11 protein-coding genes and 2 tRNA genes are annotated in these 19,565 nt (G+C 63.6%); 6 read left to right on the top strand and 7 right to left on the bottom strand.

Features of this window, described 5'->3' with window-relative positions; all coding sequences use genetic code 11:
• The first annotated feature begins 2 nt into the window (after window positions 1-2).
• The 4 genes from DFR50_RS00485 to DFR50_RS00470 all read left to right on the top strand — a co-directional run bounded on the left by DFR50_RS00485 (window position 3) and on the right by DFR50_RS00470 (window position 6,031).
• Window positions 3-2,552 carry a PglZ domain-containing protein gene (locus tag DFR50_RS00485; protein ID WP_113887226.1) on the top strand — a complete coding sequence of 850 codons (2,550 nt, stop codon included), beginning with the start codon at window positions 3-5 and terminating at the stop codon, window positions 2,550-2,552.
• 13 nt (window positions 2,553-2,565) lie between these two features.
• Window positions 2,566-4,602, top strand: a complete 2,037-nt coding sequence (gene brxL, locus DFR50_RS00480) for a protease Lon-related BREX system protein BrxL (protein WP_113887225.1) — start codon at window positions 2,566-2,568, stop codon at window positions 4,600-4,602.
• A 78-nt stretch (window positions 4,603-4,680) separates the two neighbouring features.
• A complete protein-coding gene (locus tag DFR50_RS31140) occupies window positions 4,681-5,205 on the top strand; it encodes a hypothetical protein (RefSeq protein ID WP_147262616.1) in 525 nt (174 codons plus the stop codon).
• An 88-nt stretch (window positions 5,206-5,293) separates the two neighbouring features.
• Window positions 5,294-6,031, top strand: coding sequence for a hypothetical protein (locus DFR50_RS00470; RefSeq protein WP_113887223.1), 738 nt, complete (start codon window positions 5,294-5,296; stop codon window positions 6,029-6,031).
• 236 nt (window positions 6,032-6,267) lie between these two features.
• Here the strand turns inward: DFR50_RS00470 and DFR50_RS00465 are convergent.
• From DFR50_RS00465 to ppc, 3 genes are all read right to left on the bottom strand, one after another.
• Window positions 6,268-6,344 (bottom strand) — tRNA-His (locus DFR50_RS00465).
• A 104-nt stretch (window positions 6,345-6,448) separates the two neighbouring features.
• Window positions 6,449-7,246 carry a bestrophin-like domain gene (locus DFR50_RS31815; protein WP_170152979.1) on the bottom strand — a complete coding sequence of 266 codons (798 nt, stop codon included), beginning with the start codon at window positions 7,244-7,246 and terminating at the stop codon, window positions 6,449-6,451.
• A 54-nt stretch (window positions 7,247-7,300) separates the two neighbouring features.
• On the bottom strand, window positions 7,301-10,072 hold the full coding sequence (gene ppc, locus DFR50_RS00455) for a phosphoenolpyruvate carboxylase (protein WP_113887222.1): 2,772 nt from the start codon (window positions 10,070-10,072) through the stop codon (window positions 7,301-7,303).
• A 319-nt stretch (window positions 10,073-10,391) separates the two neighbouring features.
• Here ppc and DFR50_RS00450 point away from each other — a divergent pair.
• A tRNA-Leu gene (locus DFR50_RS00450) sits at window positions 10,392-10,476 on the top strand.
• Between the two features lie 173 nt (window positions 10,477-10,649).
• On the opposite strand, the gene DFR50_RS00445 is transcribed toward DFR50_RS00450, so the two are convergent.
• The 3 genes from DFR50_RS00445 to ssuD all read right to left on the bottom strand — a co-directional run bounded on the left by DFR50_RS00445 (window position 10,650) and on the right by ssuD (window position 17,881).
• A complete protein-coding gene (locus DFR50_RS00445; RefSeq protein ID WP_113887221.1) occupies window positions 10,650-13,778 on the bottom strand; it encodes an SIR2 family NAD-dependent protein deacylase in 3,129 nt (1,042 codons plus the stop codon).
• A gap of 1,503 nt (window positions 13,779-15,281) precedes the next feature.
• A complete protein-coding gene (locus tag DFR50_RS00430) occupies window positions 15,282-16,718 on the bottom strand; it encodes an FAD/NAD(P)-binding protein (RefSeq protein WP_113887218.1) in 1,437 nt (478 codons plus the stop codon).
• Window positions 16,715-17,881, bottom strand: coding sequence for an FMNH2-dependent alkanesulfonate monooxygenase (ssuD, locus tag DFR50_RS00425; protein ID WP_113887217.1), 1,167 nt, complete (start codon window positions 17,879-17,881; stop codon window positions 16,715-16,717). Before ssuD ends, DFR50_RS00430 begins: the two co-directional genes overlap by 4 nt.
• A gap of 176 nt (window positions 17,882-18,057) precedes the next feature.
• Here ssuD and DFR50_RS00420 point away from each other — a divergent pair, with 176 nt between their 5' ends.
• Complete coding sequence (locus DFR50_RS00420; RefSeq protein WP_113887216.1) at window positions 18,058-18,906, top strand: amidohydrolase family protein; 849 nt, start codon at window positions 18,058-18,060, stop codon at window positions 18,904-18,906.
• Window positions 18,907-18,929: 23 nt separating this feature from the next.
• Here DFR50_RS00420 and DFR50_RS00415 read toward each other — a convergent pair whose 3' ends face one another.
• Entirely contained in the window at window positions 18,930-19,436 is a 507-nt protein-coding gene (locus tag DFR50_RS00415; protein WP_113887215.1) for an Lrp/AsnC family transcriptional regulator, read from the bottom strand.
• Window positions 19,437-19,565: the final 129 nt, after the last annotated feature.

The raw sequence follows: 19,565 nt of genomic DNA, 5'->3' as shown, positions 1-19,565 counted from the left end.
ACATGATGCACCCCCTTCACGACACCATCGCGCGCCAGATTTCCGACCGGCTCAAGGACCGCCGCATGGTCGTGATGTACGACCCGCGCCGGGAGCTGCCGGCCTTCTTCGACGAGGCGTGCGGCGGCGATGGCGGCGTCGTCCTGATGCGGACGGGAATGTTCGGCGCCCGAAGGGCCGCGGTCTGCTCGTTCCAGGGCTCGTTCCTCGAAGTCCGCACCGCGGTCGAGCCGCTGACGGGCGGCGAGGAGGTCGCCGACGTGGTCATCTACATGCCCGGCGTGACGCGAGACGAGAAGACGTCGCTCCTGCTCGAAATTGAGAAGGCCGGCGACTGCTACCTGCCTCCCGCGCTGAGGCAGATCGCGCGCAACGTGCTGCGCAAGCGCTTCACCGACGTCGCCATCGACGAGATGCTGGGCAGCGACAAGCTCACCTACGCCGACCTCGCCCGGATGACCGAGGACACCGGCGGACCGGACGGCGCCTCGCTGCTCAAGAGCATTTTCCGCGACGCCGACACCCGCGCCATCATCGCCGGATGGCTCGGCGACGAGGCCAACGACGGCGACATCGACCAGAAGGGCGCCGGCGGCGAGTTGCGGCGCGCGCTGCAAGCCCGACTCGGGCTTGACATCGCCGAAGGGATGCCGCTCGCCAAGATGCGCGCGGTGACGGCCCGCTTCGTCCTCGGAAACGCCTTTCGCCTCGGGCTGAAATGCCCCGCGCCCGCTTCAATCTCAACGCTGGCGGCCCCGGCCTCGAAGGAGCAGGAGGCCGCTATCCACCACATCGCCGCGAAGATGCGGGAACCCTCGCGCGCCGCGGCCTACGAAATCCTCGCCGAACAGGCGCAGTCGGAACTCGGGCTGTCCGAATCTTCCGTCTCCGGCGGCGCCCTCGGCCCCATCGACATCTTCCGGTTCGAGGAGCGGGCGGCGGCCGCGAAGATCTTCGACCTGATCGCGGCGGACCGGACGGACGAGGCCGCCGCCCTCCTCGAAGTGAGGAGCCAGAGTTTCTGGGCCGACCGCCTGACGCAGCGCAAAGCGGTTTGGGAGGCCTGCCGCCTGATGGTCGCCATGGGCCGGCAGGCCGACGCCGTGCTCGCCACCGTCGCAAAGGCCAACGGCAAACCCGAGCAATGGGTCGAGCGCTACGTTGCCACCGGCGCGGAGGGGTGGCATCGCTTCGACCACGCTCAGCGGCGGCTCGAAACCCTGCTCGCGGCCATCGAGGACGAGGAGGTCAGCGAGGCCGCGGTCGCGCGCTGCCGGTCAAAATACGACGAGGTCGCCCGGCGCCAGGCCGAGGGCTTCGCCAAGGTCTACGAGAACGCCGGATGGAGCATCGCCGGCGCCCTGCCGCAGCATCGAATCTGGGCGGAGATCGTCGCGGCGCTGCCGAAGCCGTTCGCCCTCGTCGCCGTCGACGCCATGCGCTACGAGATTGGCGTGGAGCTCGCCGACCGGCTCGCCCGCATGGGCGAAGTGAGGCTGCGGGCGGCCATCGCCGCGCTGCCGTCGATCACGCCAATCGGCATGGCGGCGATCCTGCCGGGCGCCGCCGCGAGCTTCTCGATCGCCGACAAGAACGGCAAGCTCGGCGCCCTGATCGGCGACGCCTTCCTGCCCGACCTCGCCTCCCGCCAGAAATACCTCCAGGCGCAGGTTCCTGGCATCGTCGACCTCACCCTCGACGACGTCCTGACATGGACGAAGGCGACGCAGAAGAGGCTCGCGGGCGCGCAGATCGTGTTCGTCCGATCGACCGAAATCGACGCCGCGGGCGAGAACACCGAGAATCGCTACGCCCGCCGGATCATGGAGGGCACGGTCGGCGATGTCGCGCGCTGCCTCTCGAAACTTGCCGGCGCGGGGATCGAGAACGCGGTCGTCACGGCGGACCACGGCCACCTCTATTTTGCGGCCGAGCGCGAGGAGGCCATGCGGATTTCGAGCCCGGGCGGCGACCAGATCGAGCTTCACCGGCGGTGCTGGATCGGCCGAGGCGGCGCGACGCCTCCGGGGACCGTGAGGGTTCCGGGGGCGAAGCTCGGATACGTGACCGATCTGGACGTCGTGGTCCCGAAGAGCGTTGCGGTCTTCAAGGCCGGCGGCGATCTCGCCTACCATCACGGAGGCGCCTCGCTCCAGGAGCTCGTCATTCCCGTCATCACCGTCCGGATGAAGCTCACGGCCGCGTCGAAGGAGAAGAAGGGGCTAGTCGTGAAGTTCGCCGGCGAGGCCGTCACGAACCGGATTTTCTCGATCGAGATCGCGCTCGGCTCCGCAGCGGACCTTTTCGCCCAGCCGCGGCGGGTGCGCCCGGTCGCGACGGTCGGAAACCGGCAGGTCGCGGTTGCGAAGATGACGATGGCCGGGCCGGTCGAGGACGGCGAGGTCCTGATCGGACCCAAGGACCCCGTCGCGGTCGGGTTGATCCTCACTGACGACACGATTCCCGCGCTACGCATTCAGGTCTTCGACGCCGAGACCGACGCGGTGCTGTACGAGTCGCCGCAGGACGTTCCGGTCCGCGTGATCAAGTAGGGGGAGGAGACCGATGAGCAACGCCCCTGCCCGCGACGCCCTGGACGACAAGGCGAACCGCCTGTTCGCCGGCAAGGTCGTCCGCAAGGACCTCGTCCGCAAGGTCAAGACCGGCGCCAACGTGCCGGTCTTCGTTCTCGAGTTCCTTCTGGGAAAATACTGCGCCTCGTCCGACGAGATGGCCATCCAGATGGGCCTGCAGGTCGTCAACGAGACGCTGGCCGACAATTACATCCGTGCCGACGAGTCCATGAAGGCGCAGAGCAAGGTGAAAGAAAACGGCCGCTACACGTTCATCGACAAGGTGAAAGTGCGCCTCGTCGATTCCGACTATTGGGCCGAGGTGAGCAATTTCGGCAACAAGTTCGTCCACATTCCAACCGACTACGTCCGCAACTACGAGCGCCTGCTGACCGGCGGCATCTGGGCGCAAATCGAGATGCGCTTCGCCTACGACGAGGAGGGCAAGGGCAAAAACCCGTTCTGGATCGACAAGCTGACCCCGATCCAGATCGCCGCCTTCGACCTGGAGGAGTTCCAGCGGCAGCGCGCCGAATTCACGACGGACGAATGGATCGACCTCATTCTGAGGAGCATGGGGTATGAGCCGGCCGAGATGACCCGGCGGCTCAAGTTCCTGTTCCTGTCCCGGATGATCCCGCTTTGTGAGCGGAACTACAATCTGGTCGAACTCGGGCCCCGCGGAACCGGCAAGAGCTACGTCACGCAGGAGGTCTCCCCCTACTCGGCGCTGATGACTGGACCCACGACCGTCGCCAACCTGTTCGGCCACATGGGTGGCCGCTCCAAGGGCCTCGTTCAGATCTGGGACGTCGTCGGCTTCGACGAGGTCGCGGACCTGGAGAAGATGCCCAAGGAGGTCATCACGACGATGAAGACCTACTGCGAGTCCGGGCAGTACCAGCGCGGCCAGGAGGCAGCGACCGGCGAAGCCAGCATCGCCATGTTCGGCAACACGAACCAGCCGATCGACATCATGGTGCAGTCCGGACACCTGTTCGAGCCGATGCCGACCGTTATCCGCGACGACATGGCGTTCATCGACCGCCTGCATTTCTATCTGCCGGGATGGGAAATCCCGAAAATGCGCAACGACCTTTTCACCGACCACTACGGCTTCGTGGTCGACTACCTCGCGGAGGCGTTGCGTGAACTCCGACGCCACAATTTCACGGAGATCACCGACCGGCACTTCTCGATGGGCTCCCACCTCGTCACGCGCGACCGCAAGGCCGTGAAGAAAACCGTCTCCGGACTGATGAAGATCATCCATCCCGACGGACAGGCAACCCGCGAAGAGATCGCCGAACTCCTCGAGTTTGCGATGGAAGGCCGGCGCAGAGTGAAGGAGCAGCTCAAGAAAATGGGCTCGTTCGAATACTACCAGACCTCGTTCAGCTATTCCGACATCGAATCCGGCGAGGAGCATTTCGTCGGCGTTCCCGAGCAGGGCGGCCGGAACCTGATCTCATCCGACCCCCTGGCGCCGGGGAGCGTCTACGCGGGAACCGTGGCGGCTGACGGGACCGTCGGCATGTACCGCATCGAGGTTTCCGTGGCCGCAGGGAACGGCAAGCTGCGGACGGCCGGCGGGATCTCGGGCGCGACCAAAGAGTCCATCGGGCGGGCGTTCAGCTACATGTTGGCGAAGAAGAGCGACCTGGCGATCGCTCGGGAGATGGATGCGAGCGATCTGCACGTCGAGGTCATCGACCTGCTCAACAATCGCGTCGAGGGCGAGATCGGCCTCGGCTTCTTCGTGGCGGCATTCTCCGCGCTGAAGAAGGCGCCCCCGATAGCGGGTCTCTTGATCATGGGCGACCTGAGTGTCCAGGGAAACATCAAGGGACTGCGGTCCCTGGTCGAGCCTCTTCAGGTCGCCATGGACAACGGTGCCAAGCGGGCGCTGATCCCACTGGAGAACAAGCGAAGCTTCCTGGAAGTGACGGGCGACATCATGGAGCACGTCGACCCGATCTTCTTCAGCGACCCGAAGACAGCGGCGTTCAAGGCGCTGGGGTTGAACTGACTAAAGGGCCTGTCGATACCTCGGCGTGCAATCGATCCGGATCGGCGCTGAGATACGTAGGAATTTTGGGGGGCTGATATGAACTTCGGTGCCGAGGGACCTTTTGAGCTCAGGAGGTATGGCCTCAAGAGTTTGATTAACAACGATACGATAAGTTTCTTGCGTGCCGCTCTTGAAAAGTTCGACCTTGGACTTTCGGAAGCGTGTGGTTGTTACGTCTTCGCGGTTCGTGCTGGGCGGGGCTTCACTCCATATTACGTCGGTCGAGCTGAAAAGCGATCGATCCTAAATGAGTCCCTAAATCCATCGAATATCATCAAATACAATAACGTTATTAGTAATATTAAAGGAACGCCCACGATGTTCGTTCTTCCGATGCTTACGCCGCAAGGCAGATACAGGAAACTCGCTACAGGCGAACTCGGATCCTTGCGGTTTTTGGAGAAATGGCTGATCGCGCAGTGCATCGAGAAAAACCCCGACCTCGTTAACAACAAGGAGACGAAATTCTTGAGGAGCATTCACGTTACGGGCATTTTCAATGCGACGCAGGGGGAGGCGCACGCCGGTTCAACGGCGTTGAGGAAAGCCATCTGGCGTTGACGCTATCCCTCGGCCGGCGCTGTGAACAAGCGCAAAACCGTGCCAAAATGACTCGCCGAACTTGGTGGTTCCCGCTGGGAAGACGACCATGTATGACAACGAGCGCATTCAGGCGGTCCGGCGTCTGCTGTTCGAGTACGTGGAGAGTCCTTCGCTTCGGCATCTCCGAGATTCTCGATCGATCGACAAGCTCGCGCAGAGCATCATCATAGCGATCGACCGTCAGCGGTCAGTATGGAGCAAGTGGGAGGGCGAACGCGAGGCCCTGCTGCGCGCAGCCGCCGAGTGCTGGATTCCGATCGAGGATATGCGCCAGTTCCTGAACAATCTGCCGGGGCCAAAGCTGACGACCACCGACGTCGCGCAGCGCCTGCGCGCGGTGCACGAGGAGCCCTACAATCACTACCCGAACGAGGGCCTGCAGGAAGCTTGCCTGGGGGTCTACAGACGGGAGGTTTCCGAGGGGACAGAACTTCCTGCCATCATCGGCGCGCTACAGGAGTTCGTGGAGGAAGAAGGCGCGCGCCGGCGACGCGAGGCGGAGGCGACTTATCGCGAGCAGCAGAAGGAGGAGCGGGAGACATTGGAGCGCCGGTTTCTCGCCGGAGCCGACTGCAAGTGGACGCCCATCGGGGGATCCAAGGCGCTCTACATCCGCAAGAACGGCCGCGCTTACCGTCTGGTGCCGACAAAGGACAAACGGTGGGAGCTTTTCCGGATTCAGGATGTCGACGACTCCGGCAAGGAGATTGGCGTATATGGCCGCCGGGGAGACGCCAACAAGGCGCTGGCCAAGTTGGCCTACGAACCGGAGCCACGTTGGTAGGGGTCACGGACGAACTACGGACGCGAATCAGCTCGCCGAGGCGGACACCGGTCAGACTGTCGAATACTTGATGGCCTCGGAGCAGAGCAACGGACGGTCGAAAAGCACGCGCGTTCGTCTGCAGCAAATCGTCGTAGGCGACAGCGGACTTCAGCCGGACCCCCAGTGGACCCCCGGTGAGAAGTTAGGAGAGAAAAGCAGTCCGTCCCTCTTACAAATTCTCTCATCATTTCAAATGGTACCGCCACCCCGGCTCGAACGGGGGACCTCTAGATCCACAATCTAGCGCTCTAACCAACTGAGCTATGGCGGCACGGGCCTTCGGGCGGCGCGGAAACTAGTCGCAAAGGTCGGCGCTTGCAAGACCCGCGTCGGGCTTGTCGCGCCGCCCGCGCGAGAGAAAGTCAGCCGCCGATCTCACGGCTCGTCGATCTGGCGCAGCGCGTCGCGCAGGGCGTCGCTGGATACGTGCATCAACCCGTGCAGCGGAGAATCGTACTCGTCGATCAGGAAGATCGCCGAGGCGACGCAGACGGCGCAAATGACGATCGTCAGGTGAACGACCGCGTTGCGCGGCGCGAGCAGGCCGAACACCGCGAAGACGACCATGAGCCACGCGCACATGGCGACCATGAGCGGCCAGGAGACCGTAGCTTGCGCCGTTCCGATGAGGCTTCTGCGCGAGTCGAGCGCCGCGTCGACCTGCCCCGCGAGCGCCTGGGCGAGCCGTTGATGGATTCCGTCCGGCGGATCGAGCCGATGGATCGCCACATCCATGCGCACCAGCATGGCGCCGAGCTGCTGGCGGTCGACGCCGCGGCCCTCGCCGGCGAACCTCGGGTAGGCGCCGGCGGGCGCGGATTCCTCGCGCCAGCTATCGGCGACGACGGCGGCGACATAGGCGCGCAGCATGGCCCGGATCGGCTGCGCCTCGTCGCCATATTCGCGCAGATGGACGTCGAGGTTCGCGAGGTCGCCGGCGAAGGCGCGCAGCCGGCTGTCGAACGTGTCGAATGAACCCTTCACCTCGGACAGGAGAAGGCTGAGGACCAGCGCGGTGAGGGTGACGAGGATCGAGACGACCAGCCGGACATGGTCGGTCGTCTGGCTCGTCCGGTGATGGTCCCGCAGCCGGCCCTGAAGCGTCGTCCCGATCCCGGCCGCTGCGAGCAGGAGGACGAAGACGATGAGGAGGAGCCAGATGCCGTGCGCCATGTGCGCAGGATTGCCGCTTCGGCCGAGCGTCGCAAGGCCTGGCCCGCGCAGCCGCTACCCGCTGTTGCGCAGGCCCGCCGAAATCCCGTTGATCGTCAGCTGAATGCCCGTCAGCACCTTCTCGCTCGACGCCCGCGCCCGGTGCAGCTTGAGCAACTCGACCTGCACGTGGTTCAGCGGGTCGAGATAGGGGAAGCGATTGCGGATCGAGCGGTCGAGCAGCGGGTTGCTCGCCAGAAGTTTTTGCTGCTCCATGATCGCGTTGAGGGCCTCGACCGAGAGACGCCACTCCTGCGCGATGCGGCCGAAGATCTTCTCCCGCAGGGCCACGTCCTCGCACAGGCGGGCGTAGCGCGAGGCGATGGCGAGGCTCGACTTCGACAGCACCATGTCCATGTTGGAGAGCAGGGTGCGGAAGAAGGGCCAGCGCCGGTACATCTCCCTGAGCGCCTCCATCCCCGTCTCCGGATGGGCGTCGACATAGCTCTTGACCGCCGAGCCGAAGCCGAACCAGCCGGGCAGCATCAGCCGGCACTGCGCCCAGGAGAACACCCAGGGAATGGCGCGCAGGTCCTCGATCGCCTGCGTCTTCTTGCGCGAGGCGGGCCGCGAGCCGATGTTCAGCGTCGCGATCTCGGTGATCACCGTCGACGACCAGAAGTATCTGACGAATCCGTCGGTCTCGTAGACGAGGCCGCGATAGGCGGCGTAGGCGGCCTTCGACAGGTCCTCCATCGTTTCCAGGAAGGCGGGGTCGGGCGCGGGGCTCTCGTCCTGCAGCAGCGTCGCCTCGAGCGTCGCCGAGACGAGCGTCTCCAGGTTGCGCCGGCCGACATCGGGGTTCGAGTATTTGCTCGAAATGATCTCGCCCTGCTCGGTGATGCGGATCTGCCCCTGCACCGCGCCGCCCGGCTGGGCGAGGATGGCGTCGTAGCTCGGGCCGCCGCCGCGGCCGACCGAGCCGCCGCGGCCGTGGAACAGGCGGATGCGCACGCCGTGCCGGCGGAACACCTCGACCAGCCCGATCTCGGCCTTGTACAGCTCCCAGCCGGAAGTGACGAAGCCGCCGTCCTTGTTGGAATCGGAGTAGCCGAGCATCACCTCCTGCTCGCCGCCCTGCGATTCGACGAGCTTCCGGTATTCGGGGATCGCGAGCAGCCGGTCCATCACGCCGACGCAATTCCTGAGGTCGGCGATGGTCTCGAACAGCGGCACGAGCGCGAGCGCGGACGAGCCCCTGGCGCTGACGAGCCCCACTTCCTTGAGCAGCAGCGCGAGCTCCAGGAGGTCGGAAACGCTGTCGGTCTTCGAGATGATCGCGGTCCTGATCGCGCCCTCGCCGTATCGCGCCCGGATGGCGGCGGCGGCGCGAAAGACGGCGAGTTCGCCCGCCGTCTCCTCGCCGTAAGCGAGGAAAGGCGAAACCAGCGGACGCGGCGAAACGAGCTCGCGCCGCAGCAGCGCCACGCGCTCGTCCTCGCCGAGGCTGCGATAGTCGAGGCCGGGCGAGACGGCGGCGAGGATCTCCGCCACCGTGCGCTCGTGCACGTCGGAATTCTGGCGAAGATCGACGGGCGCGAGATGGAAGCCGAACACGTCGACGGCGCGCCTGAGACCCCTGAGGCGGCCGCGGGCGATCAGCGCCCCGCCGTTGGCGGCGAGCGAATCGGCGATCGCTCCGAGGTCGGCGGCGAACGCCTCGACGCTTTCATAGGCCGGCGCGTCGGAAACGATCGGCTGGCGCAGCGCGACGACGTGGTCGAGTTCGCGCGCGGTCTTCGCCAGGCGCGAATACATGCCGCCGATCGCGCGGCGGTAGGGCTCGTCGCTGCGGGTCGGCGCGTCGTCGCCGGCGCGGGCGGCGAGGGCGGCGAGCTCCGGCGTCACCGGAACCAGCCCCGCGGCCAGCGACAGCTCGCCGCCGAGCTGATGCAGCTCGTCGAGATAGAAGCCCAGCGCCCGCGCGCTCTGGAGCCGCAGCGCCTCGTCGAGCACGTCGGCGGTGACGAAGGGATTGCCGTCGCGATCGCCGCCGATCCACGAGCCGACGCGCAGGAACGACGGCAGGCGGGCGCCGCGCCGCGCCGGGTCGAGCTTTTCCAGCGCGTCCTCGATCGCGCCGTAGAGCCGCGGCACTTCGCGGAAGAACGTATAGTCGTAATAGGCGAGGCCGTTGGCGACCTCGTCGATCACCAGAAGCCGGGTCTGGCGCAGCATGTTGGTCCGCCAGAGAATGAGCACGGCGCGGCGCAACCTGTCCTCGATCTCGGCGAGCTCGGTGGGGTCTCCATGGGCGTGGTCGCGCTCGTCGAGGAGGTCCGCGATCTCGAGCTCGCGGGTCAGGGTGCTCTTCCGCCGCACTTCGGTCGGGTGAGCGGTCAGCACCGGGCTCACCAGCGCGCGGTCGAAAACGGCGCTGAGCGCCTTCGGTCCGACGCCCGAATGGCGCGTGTGCTCGAAGGCGTGGGCGAGCGAACCCGGCCGCGGCGCGGAGCCGGCCTTCACATGCGCGCGGTTGCGCCGGATGTGGTGCTGATCCTCGGCGATGTTGGCGAGATGGGAGAAGTAGCTGTAGGCGCGCACGATCGCGAGCGTCTGGTCGGAGGAGAGGCTGTCGAGCGTCGCTTCGAGCTCGCGCAGCGCGCCGGCCTCGTTGTTGCGATGAAAGCGGATCGAGGCCTGCCGGATCTGCTCGACGAGCGCGTAGGTCTCATGGCCCTCCTGCTCGCGCACCGTGTCGCCGAGGATGCGGCCGAGCAGGCGAATGTCGTCGCGCAGCGGCCGATCCTTTTCGGCGTCGTCGTCGAGGATCGAATCGAGGGCCATCGTTGAGCGACTCCATCGGGCGGCCGGGGAAGGTCTGGCGCCGCCGGCCCTGACCACGCCGCAGCCCAAGCAAGCGCGGCGCCAGCGTCGCCGGCGATCCGAGGCCATAACGAAAGGCCGGTCCGTGATCAACCGCAGGGCCGGCGCGGCGGCGCGGGGCGGACATTCGCAAACGTTGGCGCGCGGACCCGACCCGTGGCCCCGGCCGGGTCGGCAAGACTCCGAATCGTCGCTGCGACGCCGGGCCGCAAAAGAGGGCGCCCTGCTCGCCTTCCCGCCATTGACATCGGCATGGCCGCGCAACTATGAAGCGCGCCGTGCCCAGGTGGCGGAATTGGTAGACGCACTGGTTTCAGGTACCAGCGGTGCAAGCCGTGAAGGTTCGAGTCCTTTCCTGGGCACCATTCCCCAAATTTTATGAGTGATGCCAAAAAGATAAGCGATTGTAGCCGTTTGCGCCGCGCTAAGTGGGGTACAACGGTGAGGTACGGTGCTCTATCGAGTTGTCCGCCCGATGCGCCGTGAGCGGGAGGGAGCCCGAGTGCAGCAAATGAACTGTTTGTGAGCAATGCCAGCTTTAAAGGTTCTTAGTTACGCCGGTCCCTATCGCCCCTTTTAACGAAAATTCTACGTTCAGCGTGATCGGGTCGTCTCGCTTGAGTGAGTCCCACAGATCGACGTCCATGCTAATATCTGGCCGAATATAGACGTTTCTGGTGATACCGAACACCGTTGCGTAGCCGTGTGTCTCGCCGATATAGGCTATGCGGCCTGTGAAACGGCCGTCCCCCGACGATGGATTTCGGTAACGCACGCGAGGCTTTTCTCGCTCCCTCCTTGCTACCTTCATCTTCTCCGCGGCTTCAATTAATTTCCGGTACGCATTGTCGTCGCCAATGACAAATTGATGCCTAAGTGCGTGGACGTGCATAAAAACATTGCCGTCTTCATTGGTAAAGGACTTGCGGAGAGGGGCCCACAACTCGGGACGGACCTCATCGGATTCCATCAGAAGTAACTCAAAGAGGGCCTCGTTTAATGCACGACTGTTTGGTTTATGAGCCAAGCTTCCCTTTACGACGCTCAATGCCTCGCTGAGATTGGTATCTCGGATCGCCCTTGCGTAGGCGACAGCGACAAATTCCAGCTCCGGACGCGCGGTGATAGCTCGCTTGAGCACGGCGGCCGCTGCTTCATTGTCACCGAAATGCTTTTGTAGACGACTAGCCTGCAGATGCACCGTGTCGAAATCTGGGGCAGCTGCCAGGCCTTGTCTAATCGCTCTCTCGGCATCCTCAACCAAGCGAACGATTTGGACGTCTATAGCGTCAGAGGGAGGATTTTTTGTGAGATCCTCTATTTCATCGATAGCAAGCGCGGCGGTGGAGCTAGCAACATATCCATCCACATGATCTCCCCTGAGCGATCGAAGAATTGCTCTTGCATCGCTTCGGATTGCCCTTCGCTCCAGCTGGTTTGGGTGCACCTCTGCCTCCCGCTGCAAAAGCGTCGCTTTGGTATGTCGCAGCGAGGCATCCCTTGGCCGAACGGCAAGCGCCCTTTCAAGATAACGGCCCGCAGACGAGAGGTTGCCCTTCGGGTCATTCATTTCGAGGAGAGCTCTTTGCTGCAAAATAAAAGGATCCGCCTGAGTGGCCTTCTCAGCTGCGTCAAGTATCTGACGGCGCTCGGCTAGAGATGCAGTCAGGGAGCGAACATTTCGGTAGCTCACCATCTTTCTAAGCGCTTCGTAATCTGAAGAGTATGAGGGGTCCATTCCGTCAAGAATCCGCAGATACTGATTAACCTGCTTCGAAGTCGTGTCTAGGACATTGCGGAAAAGAATTTCAGCAATGTATGGATGACGAGTGCGGTAAACCATGTCCTTGAGAATTGGATCGCGCTCCGCATGAACAATTCCCGTCAAAGGCCCAAGGAAATCTCGCTCGAAGTCTTGGAACCGAACGCCGGTGAGTCGTCGAATAAGCCCAGCTCGCACTGGCGTCCGGAACTGATTGAGCGTTGCAACTAGGAGATAAAGTTCCTGTGCATCCGGTTGAGCTATCCGTTCGTACTCCTCCAGAATGATTTTCTCCAGATCTTTGCCTTGCGTAGCCTGATAGAGAGCAACTAGTAATTGACGATCAGCAACCTCCTTAAACGCTCTGAGCCTTTGTTCTGGAGTGACATCCGTTAGAATGCCTAGGCAGTGATGCCGCTCCAATCGACTTATCAAGTCGACAATTTCTCTCGGCTCAAGAAGCCGAAGGGTGAAAGTAAACGCGAGCCTCTCACCAAAATCCTGGATGTAAGATCCCCAGGCGGCTTCGCTGTCCGCAACGATCATAGTAATTGGGATCCCTGCTTGATTGAGTTGATCTGCGATATCTGTTATTACTTTCATTTGATCCGCGGCGTGATCGATTACGACCACCAGTCGTAATCGAGTCACCTCATATATCTCTCGTATACGATCAGCTTCAAGAAATGCCCTTGGCGGGCAAAATAACACCAATAGCCCATGCGTAGTAGCAAGATCGTACGCTACTCTACGGAGAAATACACTTTTGCCAGAGCCAGCAACACCTTTGATTGCTAATATGTCAACTGACGCATCGGATTTGCTTCCGATAGCCAATACCTTAAGCATGACGGACTCATAATTAGTCCGCGAAAAATCAAGCTGTTGCTCGATCGGACTCCAAGATTGTGACTCTCCTTTATAAAATAACTCTGGACTCAATGGAGTACTAGCTATCCCAGCAAAGACATGCTCAACATTATTTGTAAGAAATGACATAATTTGTGGCGTCGGCATGTTATTAGACCGAAAGAATCTTTGTATAGAATGCTGAATAGCGCCCGCATGGATAGCTGTAAGGCGGCGATTTATTGTGGGAATTGCGGCATCAAGGGCCGCCATGAATTCGTCGAAGCTTGCTTTGATTGGGGTAATTCTCTTCGATGAAAACAGTTGCTCGTCGTGGCGATTTAGATACGGATCTACCATGTATTGCATCGGCCTGCGGCCAGTCTCCACATTTAGTAACTCCTGTATGTGCGGGTCGCCCAATGCCGTACCTGCGAACACAATAGGATATTCGGCGATTGACTCCCGAAGACGATTGTATAAACGTTCCCGTCCCTCTCTCCAAAGAAGAAATCCCTCCTGCGACAGGACAATCGGCGCTGTCAGGTCGGAAAATTGGTCAATGGTACCATGCAATTTATACAGAGGAACGGGCGACTCCATGGCTCGCATTGAGCGGTCCATTGAATTATCGTTCTTATACCACTTTGATAACTGCTGCATTGACAACTTATCGTCTTTATAGGCGTCCTCAATTAGCAAGTCGTAGTTCAATGTATAGATTGCCTGCCAGCGAAATTTTGGCAGAAGGAGATGGCCCGTCGACGGTCGATACTGAGCAAGCAATGCTCCTAGCCAGGTTTCTAATTGACCCGGACCGTACTCATTATTAACGTAAGAAGCAACCGTCGAAAGCGTTCGGTCCTTGCTCTCCCCGTTTAGAAAGCGGTCACAAATAAGATTCCGTAGCTCTCCGCCGAGCGGCATTTCTGGTGTTGGGGGGCTATATGCCGCTCCTTTGCTTGCACCGGCACCAAGGAATAATGCGACGTTGCCGCTGCCAACCTCCTGTTTAAGTGCGACCGGAATGTCCACTACTAACTCAGACCCAGCCATCTCCGGCCGCCCCCTTCAGCGCGATTCTCGGGTTGAACAGCAGGAGTTTACGCGCATCCCTGTGGACGGGCAGCCCAAATTGTGGGCCTCCACAGATTTAGGGATAAGCCCGTGACCTAGACTTTGGATGCTGGCCCAAAACGGCTCAAGCTTCTATCTCATCCGCTGCGGGTCTCACGGTTAGTCGGCAGCTCAAACACGACGGTCACGCTGCGACTACCGCAAGCCGAACACATGAGGCGCGACAGCGGGAAGTTCAGGCCTCGCGGGCGAACCAGGGTGCCCAGTCGGAGCGGGCCCTCGCCCATTTCCTCGGCTATCCGAATCATGTACTTTATCTGTTCCACTCCGAAAGGACGCCGCAATGCCGCAGTTCAAGGTCGCACACTTGCACGAGCAGGGGCAGGATATGGTGATCGTCCCTGTGTCTTCATCATTTGGCTCGCAATCGTCGGAATCACAACGAGATGTTGTTGAAGATCTCCAAAGGCACTCCCACGCTGCGGGCTTGAAGGGAACGGTGGTCCCTGTTTGGGAAAGCTTAGGCCGAATGCACTTTATCGCGCCAAGACCGTGGCATCCCTTCTTTCAAAGCATATCGATGCGGTCTGTTGCAGCAAATTTGAATAAAACTCTCTCATGGTAACACTCTAACGGCGATAGAAAATGGACAACGAGCGAGACCTCCGCGCAGAGTTGATGCGCGGCCTATCCGTGGGGTTTGAGTGCTGGGAACATGTTCGTGTCCGTCATGCCTTGTTCAAAACAGGGTACTTACCGCCGACGTGATAGCGGTTCCGCGCGACGCGGCGTTCCAGCGGTGCGGTGGCGGCAACATGGCCGTTACCGACCTCGCTATCGGGCGCGCGCTCCCCGGCGCAATAATGATCGTGTCCCATGCCGTGGCGTCGCTCGACGGAAGCAAGCCGCTCGCGAAGCGCGCTCTCCCATGGCGCTGTGGCGAGCGAGCGGCTTGCGGCGGCGCGAAAAAAGACCCTCGCGGTCGGCGTCTATCCCGAAATCGAACTGAAAGGCCGCCCGCGATGCGCGGGAAGCCGCCCGAAGGACGTTGGCGCCAGGAGAAGACTCCTTGGAGGCCAAGAAGGCCGCGAAGATCGCGAAAGCGGAAGAGGGCGCGAACGCCGTCGCCGCCATCGCGGGCGAATTGGCGGAAAAGAAACTCCGCGACCCGGCGTTTCAAGCGTCATCCGATGGCCGCCGCCGACGCGCGAACCGGCAGGTCTCTCTCGGCGTCGACCGTCCACGCGACGCTCGCCGGCCGCTTGGGCGCGGGACGCGAGCGAGCGCCGGCTTCGGGTCCCGTGAAGGGTCGACCGGGTCCCGCCAGCGCGACCGCCGAAGCGCCGCGACTTGCCGCGTGGGGCGCCGCGTCCAAGGGTCGAGCCCGTACTCGACAGCGACCAATTCGTTTCCTGCCGGTCCTGGGAGGTCACAGAAGCGCAAGAGCCGACATCCGAACCGTTCGTGTCGAGACGCGAGCCGTCAAGGTCCGTCTTGCCCGACAGACACGACCGATCGACGACCCGCTCGAGGAAGAGAAAGCGACAGTTCTTCGAAGGCTTGCTCAGCGATGAAGCGCGCGTAGTCCGATACTTCAGGCAATCCCATGAGCTCGCCGAACGTCCCGCGAGCGAGGGGTCCCGCGACCAGAAGCGTCGGCTCAGCGCGACCCGACGCGCCGACGGCGCGGCCCTTGCGCGAGACTTCGAGGCCAAGGCCGATCTCGTCGAGCGCCACATGGCCCTGTTCGGCGAGGGCGCGGAGATACGGCTGAGCCTGCAGGATCTCGCGATGCGAGGGCCCGGTTGCGACGATGATCGCATCGAAGGTCTCGCATGTCGCCGACCCCCGCCTCGAGTCGAAGAGTTCGACCGTCAATCCCTCGGGGCCGGCCGCGGCCGTTCCGAGCCGCGCCCTGCGCAGTTCGAGCGAACGATCCTCGAGCTTGCGGGCGAGCGTCGTATCGATCTGCGGCGCGGCGCGAAACCGATGCACATCCCAGTACGGGCGCAGCCGCCGAGCGACGCGCTTGCGCGCCTCCGGCGTGAGAGTCCGCCAGATCGATGGGCCCTGCGTCCGGACGGCGTCGAGGACCGAATGCCAGGTCCGCCCTTCCGCTTCGGCCTGCTGAACGGCGCGGCGCACGTTGCGAACGAGCGCTGACGCAGTCCGGACCGGGTCCGAGACGAAGTCGCCCTCGGCGGCGAACGGGCGCGGCGCATGGCCGAGCGACCGCAGGCCGCGGCGCGAGACCATGACGACCTGGCCGCGATGTCCGCACGCGTCGAGCGTCGCGACCACATCGGCCGCCGTCAGCCCGGAGCCGACGAGAAGCACGCGCTCCTCGCCTGTCAGGCGACTGAGCGCGCCGCCGGCCAGCGCGTCCGGGATCAGGCGCGGATCGCCGCGCAAGGAATCGAGTTCGGCCGGAACGGTCGGACTGGGATGGGTTGTGGCGACGATGACGAGGTCGGCGTCGATCCCGTCGCCGACGGCGTCGCGCACGGCCCAGGCGCCGGCGCTCCGACGCACGGAAACAACCGCGGCGCGGACATGGCGCACGCGCGCGCCGGAAGCCAGCGGACGCAGCGCCTCGTCCATGTAGCGTCCGAAGTCCTGCCGGCGCGCAAACGCGTCCGCGCCGCTCCGGGCGCCGGGATCGTGAGCGAGGGTGCCCGAGGTTTCGAGCCAGCGGGCGAAATGCGTTCTGTCGTCCGGCAGCAGCGACATGCGGGTCGCCGGCACGTTGATGCGATGGGAGGGGTCGTCGCCGCCATAGGCGAGGCCGGCGCCGAGGCGTGCGCGCGGCTCGAAGACCACGAGATTCGCCGGCGCCCCGGCCTGCGCCAGATGATAGGCGACCGCGGCGCCGGAGAAGCCGCCGCCGACGATGGCGATCGTGGGCCGGTCGGCGCTCACGCGACCGCCGCCTTCTCCGGCGAGGCTCGTCCGCCCGACAGGATCTCGCCGAACGGGCCCATGTTGACCAGCCTGTCTCTCGCGCCGACGGGCCTGCTCAGCGGCAGGCGCGGCAGCAAGAGCTCGGCGACCCGATACGCCTCCTCGAGATGCGGGTAGCCGGAGAAGATGAAGGTGTCGGCGCCGATCCGCCGATATTCGTCGATCCGCTCGGCGACCGTGTCGGGATCGCCGACCAGCGCCGTGCCGGCGCCGCCGCGGATCAGGCCAACGCCAGCCCACAGGTTCGGCGCAACTTCGAGCCGGTCGCGCCGGCCGCCGTGAAGTTGGCTCATGCGCTGCTGACCGACCGAGTCCATGCGGGCGAATACGCTCTGAGCGTTGGCGATCGTAGCGTCGTCGAGCTTCTCGATCAAACGGTTGGCGGCGGCCCAGGCGGCCTCGGTCGTTTCGCGGACGATGAGATGCAGGCGGACGCCGAGCGTCACCTCGCGTCCCGACGTCTCCGCCCGGCGCCGCACGTCGTCGAATTTCGCCGCGACGTCCTTGGGCGGCTCGCCCCAGCTCAGATACTTGTCGATCGTGCGCGAGGCGACGTCGTGCGCCGCCTCGGACGAGCCGCCGAAATAGAGCGGCGGCCGCGGCTGCTGGACGGGCGGAAACGACACCCGCGCGTCCTCGACGCGGATGAATTCTCCGGAGAACGTCACCGATTCGCCCGCAAGGATGCGCGTGTAGACGTTCAGGAATTCCTCGGCCGCGCGATAGCGTTCGGCGTGCGACCAGAACAGGCCGTCGCCTCGGTTCTCCTGCGGATCGCCGCCGGACACGACGTTGATGAGGACGCGCCCGTTCGACAGTCGATCGAGGGTCGCGGTCATTCGGGCCGCCTGCGTTGGCGACAGGACGCCCGGTCGGACCGCAACGAGAAAGCGAAGCCGCTCGGTGAACGGGGCGAGCGCCGAGGCCAGGAGCCAACTGTCTTCGCAGGACCGGCCAGTCGGAATCAGCACGCCCTCGAAACCGAGCGAATCGGCGGCGAGCGCGATCTGCTTGAGATAGGGAAAGTCGCCGGCGCGGGCCGATTCCGGCGAGCCCAGATAGCGTCCGTCGCCGAACGTGGGCAGGAACCAGAGCGCGCTGATCGTGGTCGGAGTCGTCATGAATGGAACAATCCTTCGGAAGGGGCGCGAAGTCGGCCGCTTCGCCGACCGGGAGGAAAACTTCGCCGACATACTTCATTAAGTCTATAGTACTTGTCAATTATCAAGCCGCATGTTTGAAGGGACCGCCGGCTCGTCCGGCGACCCCTTTCGCCGCAGGCGATCCGGAGACGGACTTGAGCAAGACAATCATCGACATCCGCAATCGTCCGGCCTTCCTGCACGACTTCTACGGCGCGCGCCGCGGCGCGCCGGAATTCGAGACGGCCAAATGGCTGAACCGTCGCACCGGCTCGACCGACCCCGAGCATTTCGTGCGCTCGCAGACCGAGGCGGGGTACATCGGAGAGATTCGCGAGGCGGGCTTCGCCGTCGCCGTCGTGATCGGCCGGGACACGCCTGCGATCCGCAACGACAACGACGCGATTCATGCGCTGGTCTCGCGCCATCCCGAGCTCGTCGGCGTCGGCTCGGTCGATCCCGAACGGCTCGGGCGAGGCGCGCCCGACGAAGCCGAGCGCGCGATCCGCGACCTCGGGCTCAAGGCGATCAACCTCGAGCCCGCATTCTGCGAGCCCGCTCGCGCCTTCGACGACGCGATCTACTGGCCGGTCTACGAGGCGCTTCAGGACCTCGGAGCCCCGGTGTTCCTGATGTCGGGCCCGACGACGCCGAACCTCGCGCTCAACGATCCGTCGGCGATCGGACGCGTAGCGCGGCGCTTCCCGCGCCTCGCCATCGTCGTGCATCACGGCGCCTGGCCGCGTGTCGCCGAGATGGTCGGCGTCGCGTTCCGCTACGAGAACGTCATCCTGGTTCCGGACATGTACATCTTCCAGCCGGGCGGCCAGCTCTACGTCGAGGCCGCCAACGGCGCGCTCGCCGACCAGATCGCGTTCGGGTCGTCCTATCCCTTCCGCGCGATGCGCCAGTCGGCGGACGACTATGAGCGGCTCGGCTTCCGGGACGACGTGATCGACAAGGTCCTTTCGGCGAACGCCGCACGAGTCCTGAATCTGGCCTGAAATGGCGCGAAGGCCTCCCGGCGCTATCCACCCGGGGCTGGATCCGCGATCGGCGCTTGCAGTCTCGCGCCCGGCGCAAGCGCGAGCGGCAAGGCGGTCTCCGACTTCAACTGCTGAAGCTCGAAATAGGACGAGACGCGCCTGAGCGGCATCAGGGACGTCAGGCGCCGATAGAAGTCCTCGAAATGCGGGATGTCCACCGTCACGACCCGCAGGCAGAAATCGACGTCGCCGGCCACGCGCTGAAACTCCAGCACTTCCGGCATCGCCTGCACGGCGACGATGAACGCCTCGACGGTTTCGCGCCCGTGATCGCCGGCCTGGACGCTGACTTGCGCAGTCACGCCGAAGCCGACCTTGTCGGGCGCGAGGATCGCCACGCGCTTTCGGATCACGCCCGAGGCTTCGAGCTTCTGGATCCGCTTCCAGCACGGCGTCGTCGACAGACCGACGGCGCGCCCGATCTCGGCGACGGTCAGCGAGGCGTCCTGCTGAAGAATCCTCAGGATCTTGCGGTCGACTGCGTCCAAAGTCCCAAGCCTGGTCGGTAGCGCGGCGGAGCGCGCACACCTCTTTGCCAGACAAAAGACCCTTTTGTCTATCTCTTTTATAGATTATTGTACTTCAAGGAATTGGCGCCGCGGCTCCTGCCGCGCGCG

It is taken from the genome of Roseiarcus fermentans (genome assembly GCF_003315135.1).
In the GTDB taxonomy this organism is placed as follows: Bacteria; Pseudomonadota; Alphaproteobacteria; order Rhizobiales; family Beijerinckiaceae; genus Roseiarcus; species Roseiarcus fermentans.
This window is presented reverse-complemented; position numbering and strand designations above follow the sequence as displayed.